6 protein-coding genes and 1 pseudogene are annotated in these 5,646 nt (G+C 36.6%); 5 read left to right on the top strand and 2 right to left on the bottom strand.

Going from position 1 to position 5,646, the window contains the following annotated elements:
- The first annotated feature begins 143 nt into the window (after positions 1-143).
- On the top strand, positions 144-350 hold the full coding sequence (locus B9P78_RS09140; RefSeq protein ID WP_094519137.1) for a hypothetical protein: 207 nt from the start codon (positions 144-146) through the stop codon (positions 348-350).
- A gap of 296 nt (positions 351-646) precedes the next feature.
- On the opposite strand, the gene B9P78_RS09135 is transcribed toward B9P78_RS09140, so the two are convergent.
- Positions 647-859 (bottom strand): zinc metallopeptidase, encoded by a 213-nt coding sequence (locus B9P78_RS09135; protein ID WP_094519136.1) that lies wholly within the window; start codon positions 857-859, stop codon positions 647-649.
- Positions 860-990: 131 nt separating this feature from the next.
- A pseudogene (locus tag B9P78_RS09130) lies at positions 991-1,500 on the bottom strand (TetR/AcrR family transcriptional regulator); the annotation flags it as partial.
- Between the two features lie 34 nt (positions 1,501-1,534).
- On the opposite strand from B9P78_RS09130, the gene B9P78_RS09125 reads away from it, so the two are divergent.
- The 4 genes from B9P78_RS09125 to B9P78_RS09110 form a co-directional block, all read left to right on the top strand.
- Complete coding sequence (locus B9P78_RS09125) at positions 1,535-2,119, top strand: squalene/phytoene synthase family protein (RefSeq protein ID WP_158520594.1); 585 nt, start codon at positions 1,535-1,537, stop codon at positions 2,117-2,119.
- 220 nt (positions 2,120-2,339) lie between these two features.
- Complete coding sequence (locus B9P78_RS09120; protein WP_094519133.1) at positions 2,340-3,455, top strand: ABC transporter permease; 1,116 nt, start codon at positions 2,340-2,342, stop codon at positions 3,453-3,455.
- A 9-nt stretch (positions 3,456-3,464) separates the two neighbouring features.
- Positions 3,465-4,160 carry an ABC transporter ATP-binding protein gene (locus tag B9P78_RS09115; protein ID WP_094519132.1) on the top strand — a complete coding sequence of 232 codons (696 nt, stop codon included), beginning with the start codon at positions 3,465-3,467 and terminating at the stop codon, positions 4,158-4,160.
- 266 nt (positions 4,161-4,426) lie between these two features.
- On the top strand, positions 4,427-5,646 hold a 1,220-nt coding region (locus tag B9P78_RS09110; protein WP_094519131.1), incomplete at its 3' end, for an IS3 family transposase.

Raw genomic sequence — 5,646 nt, 5'->3', positions numbered from 1 at the left:
CTCTTTCATCGCGCGCCTCAGTTCTGTCAGTTGGTCTCGCAGTTCCATCTGGCTCATCCCTTCATGTTTTTGCCTGAATCATATCAGAAAAACAAGAGGGAGTAAAACTTTACCTCAACTTATATAGCGATAAATATTATTTAATGCCCATTGGTAAAAATGCGCTTGAAGAATTTCAAAATACAGCTAAAAATAATGGTTATAAAACCGCTATGCATATTAATATAAGCTACTATAACCAAATCTCTAAAAAGCAAAATAATATTATGTACCGAGTAAATATTGAAGAATTCGCTAATTTGGATGATAAAAATTTATATGAACTGACATTTGATTCTATTGATGCTTAAATACGTAAATTTTGATGCGTAAAATTGATATTTGTTCATCCATATCTAATATAGTACAAGATTCCCAATAAGCTCATATTTGTATTTTAAGACGGTTTAAATATATCTGCGTATACTTATATGTGTTTTATCTTTTCGTCGGCAAATGCGGTAAAATTTGCGAAATAAAATATCTCAAGGGTGAACGTAGGGAGTGCATGCAGGGTCTTATACAGGCATATAGAGGTTTATACACAATAAAAAGAACCCAGCAGTATAAACTGCTAAGCTCCATAGTATAGTTATTATTGTTGATGCTACAGGTCCTGCTCTTGCTCCTGCTTTTCTTTGTCTTTAGCAGAACGCCCTGCATTGAACTCCTTAACTGCTCCTATGATCGTGCATACTACAGCAAAGGCTAAGAATATAAGCCCTAGACCTATAAAGAATGGTTTAAAATAAAACCACAGCATGAGGGAAACAATAACCATTGCAAATACGCTTAGAGCTGTTGTAATGATTGATAACATTTAAATGACCTCCTTGTATGCACCACTACCACTGCCCAACTACCTATTGAACTAATCTAAAACCTCTCAGAACAATCTCTTTTTTTGACCCGGTAGTCGGGAGGATTTCTCGTAAGAAACAACTTATTCTATTAGATGATCCCGTGCAGAAATAAATCAATCATTTCCTCCAAAGCAATCGTTTTGCTGATTGTGTGTTTAGAAGAAATATAAGGGGCCAGTGTAACAAAGAAATATGTAGCAATTTTCTCTCCAGTAAGCTGATGTTTTAATTGCTTTTCGTAATCATCAAATAATAAGATGAACGGCCGTTTATAACTTTCTTGAAAGATTTGGTATAGGATGCGTCTACTTTCAATGGAAATGTCTGCTTGCATATCTTGCATCATAGTATAGATATCCATGTCTTCGTTATCTTGTAGATAATAAGACATTTGTAATAGTTTACCAGTTAGATCAAGTTGGTCATTTTCAACAATCGCCAATAGGTCAGTGTATACTTCCCCACCTATTTCATCTAAAACCCCAAGATAAAGACTTTCCTTGTTTTTAAAATGATAATACAAGGTTGGTTGTGTAATCCCAACTTCTTTCGCAATCATTCTAGTAGAGGTAGCCTTATAACCACTTGACATAAACTTATTTCGTGCAACTTCTCAAGTGTCTACTGATGCTTTGTTGAAACAGATCCAAGGGCAACGAATGGATATTTTAGGCTACAAAGTAGTCGATATGGCCGATTTGGTTGCTTACGCTTCAAATGTTGCTGGGTCAGTAGGGGAAATGTTATTACCCCTACTAGTGAACGAAGCTACTGAGATTAATCAAGCTATGCGTCAAGCAGCAATAGATTTAGGTATTGGCATGCAGTTAACGAATATTTTAAGGGATGTCGGTGAAGATTACCGGGAAAGACAACGGATCTATCTCCCAAAGACCTTGCTTGATCTTTATGGTGTTGATGAAGCAATGATCAAACAGTTGTCATATAAGGATGGCGCTATCCCTCAGAATTGGATTGATTTATGGGAGCACCTTTATCAGATTGCTGACCAATACTACTATAGTATTGAACCATTTCTAAAAGATTTTAGCCAAGCAGCACAACTACCCATCCTAACATCTGCCTATATCTACCATGGAATTGGCGATGCTGTTAGAAAAGCAAATTACAATTGCTTCACTCAAAGAAATTATACTAGTAGCATTGAGCGGGCGCGCTTGATTTACCAAGCCAAGAAAATGTTAAAAGACATATAAATAGGACCGCAAAAAGTCTTAATGACGTGGGTGGGCGCTTATTTTATCCTAATTTTAGGATGTTTAGAGTGTCAACTGTGCAAACCTACCAATAGGACTAAAATATAAGGATAGGCATACGTTTTATAGACAGCAGTCATCAAATCCGACCTACATTAGTAGTTGGATTTTTGAAGATGAATCATTAGATTCAACAGGTAGAGAGAGGAAGCAAGTAAGCATGTTTTTAGCCATTAAAGAAATATTATATGCAAAGAAAAAGTATAGTTTGGTTGTTGGGGTCATGTTTTTGATTGCCTTTTTGGTTTTTTTCTTAATTAGTTTGGCTTATGGCCTAGCGATGGAGAGTCGGATGGGGATTGACCAATGGCAGGCTGACCAAATCATTTTGACAGAAGAAGCAGATGGGACAATGAGTCGCTCTAATATAAATGAAGAGGATTATGATGCGGTTGATGCAGATAATAAAGCTGCAATACTACAGATGCCAACCAATATGAATTCAGATAGTATCGAAAGCGATGAACAACTGTCTATTTCCCTATTTGGTATCCATTTTGATGACTTTATTACACCTGAAGTGACTGAAGGTCGTCAGGTGAACGCTGATAATGAAGCTTTAATTGATGATAGTCTAACTGAACAATATGGCCTAGGAATAGGAGATACTGTAACGATTGAAGGACAAGCGTTTGAAGTTGTGGGATTAACGACAAACACGAAATATAGTATTGCGCCGATGGTTCATATCACACAAAATGCTTTTAGAAACATTCAAGATGCTTCATTGAATACATCGAATACATCAGATAATAGCCAAATGCCTGAAGGTGAACCAGGGCAAGAGGCGGATAATCAAATGATTAATGCTATTATCGTACGCGGTGAAGTAACAGACCTACCTGACGATTTGGCAGTATGGTCAACGGCAGATTTTATCAATAATTTACCAGGATATAGTGCACAGTTACTCACATTTATTTTCATGATTGGCTTTTTAATTTTAATTGCAGCGGTTGTGATTGGTATTTTTATTTACGTACTCACTATTCAAAAAATTGACGTATTCGGCGTAATGAAAGCCCAAGGTATTTCAACAGGCACAATTGGTCGTTCTGTGGTTGTACAAACCTTTATCCTTACATTAATAGGTCTAGTATTAGGCGTTGCCGTGACCGTTTTGAGCATTTATTTGCTACCAGCTCAGGTGCCAACCCAAATCAATTGGCTGTTCTTTATAGCAGTCGGCGGTTTGATTTTACTTTGTTCATTAATTGGTGCCTTATTCTCAGTGAAAACAATAGTGAACGTTGATCCAGCAAGAGCAATTGCCTAGGAGGTCATTATGAGTGTATTAACAATTGAAAATGTACAGAAAAAATTTAAAGATGGGGATACGGAAATTGTGGCCCTTGAAAAAACGTCATTTACAGCAGAGAAAGGTGAATTTATTGCCATTATCGGGCCATCTGGTTCAGGGAAAAGTACCTTTTTAAGTATTGCTGCCGGCTTACAGAAACCAACACAAGGTAGGGTCATGATTAACGGTAAACCTTTTAGTGAAAAGAAAGAAAAGGAGCGGGCGCGCATTCGTTTTGAAGAAGTGGGATTTATCCTACAAGCATCAAACCTTATTCCATTCCTAAAAGTATCTGATCAATTGAAATTAGTAGATAAACTATCTAAAAAAGAGAAAAGTCCATTAGATTTACTGGAACTACTAGGTATTGAAAAATTAAAAAATAAATTTCCAGAGCAAATCTCTGGGGGTGAAAAGCAGCGTGTAGCAATTGCGCGCGCCTTATATAATAATCCTTCAATCATCTTTGCTGATGAACCAACAGCTAGCTTAGACTCTAAACGGGCGATGGATGTGGTGGATATCTTGGCCAAAATGACTAAACAACAAAATAAAACGACCATCATGGTTACACACGATCTTCGTTTAATAGACCAATGCGATAAAGTCTATGAAATGAATGATGGGGTCTTAACTTTAAGAGAAAATACTGATACGACTAAGGATGCACAGATGGTTTAAATGAAAGTATAGTTAGATAGTTGAAGTGTAAGACGATAGATTGGGCATAACAAGTAGTGGTAAAAGAAATTTACCTAGTCCATTTTTATCCTACTATCTCATGTTTTTAGCTGTCTTATAGTAATCTATTAGAAGAGGAGACAAACATCTGAATCTCTACCCGAAAACTGAACACTCAAAAAAAAGAGTGTTGCAAGTTTTCGGGTTATTTTTATGCAAAATTTTCGGTATACTCTAGATGAGTTATACAGAAGGGAGTTGGCAGGATGAGTAAAAAGATATATGGCCAAGCTGAGATTCAAGCTTTAAGAAACAATCCTAATGTGAAAAGTGTGAAAGAGAAAAGTATTACCTATTCATCAGAATTCAAAATAAAGGCAATAAAACAAAGCAAACAAGGCATGACATCCTCTCAGATATTTGAACTCGCTGGACTTCCTTCACATTTAATCGGAGAAGGAAAATCCAATCAATCACCATCTCGTTGGAAAAGATCATATAAAGATCACGGAGAAGATATATTGTTACAGGAGAACCGTGGTTCAAAGAATAATCGTCCATATGGACCAAGAGAACAATTATCGTTACAAGAGGCGCTAGACAAAGCAAATGCCCGCATAGCCTATCTAGAGGGGAATCTTGAACTAGTAAAAAAATTAGAATTGCACGAGAGGAGCGTGAAAAACGACAGAAAAAACGACTTAAATAAAAAGGAACGCTTTAAATTAATTAACCAAATTATTCGTGAAAATCAACTCAGTGGAATGGTGAATCATTTATGCGACCTTGCAGGGGTAAGCAGAAGTGGCTACTATTATTGGTTAAATGGTAGCGATAAACGTGCTGTACGTGATCGTAATGATTGGGAAGATTTCCAATTGTTATATAGAATTTTTCTGGATAAGCATAAGTGTGGGATTGATGGAATAAAAATGGCGTTAGAAGCTGAATGCGATATAGTAATGAATCATAAAAAAATCAGAAGAATTATGCGTAAGAATAACATCATATCATCAATACGAGCAGCGAAACCATACCGTAAAATCATGAAGGCAACCCAAGAAAATGCTACCAAGAAAAACCTTGTCAATCGTCAGTTTGACCAAGGTATCCCATACAAAGTTTTGCTAACAGATATCACTTATCTTCCTTATGGAAGTGGACAATGGGCCTATCTTTCAGCTGTTAAGGATGGTGCTACCGGCGAGATTGTTGCACATCAGTTCTCAACTAGCTTAAAAATGAATTTAGTTTATGAAACGCTAGATAAATTAAATGATGTGATTAAAGATATGCCAGTAATGGAAAGGTATATCCACTCAGATCAAGGGGTTCATTATACCTACCCTGTTTTCCAGCAAAAAGTTGAGAATATGGGGCTAATTCAGTCTATGTCGAGGCGCGGTAACTGTTGGGACAATGCACCTATGGAATCATTCTTTGGTCATATGAAGGACGTTGTATTATCTGAAAGAAGAGAAACACT

Source organism: Aerococcus sp. 1KP-2016, from assembly GCF_002252085.1.
Lineage (GTDB): Bacteria > Bacillota > Bacilli > Lactobacillales > Aerococcaceae > Aerococcus.
Note: the sequence above shows the minus strand (reverse complement) of the source record. Positions and strands in the feature narration are given on the sequence as shown.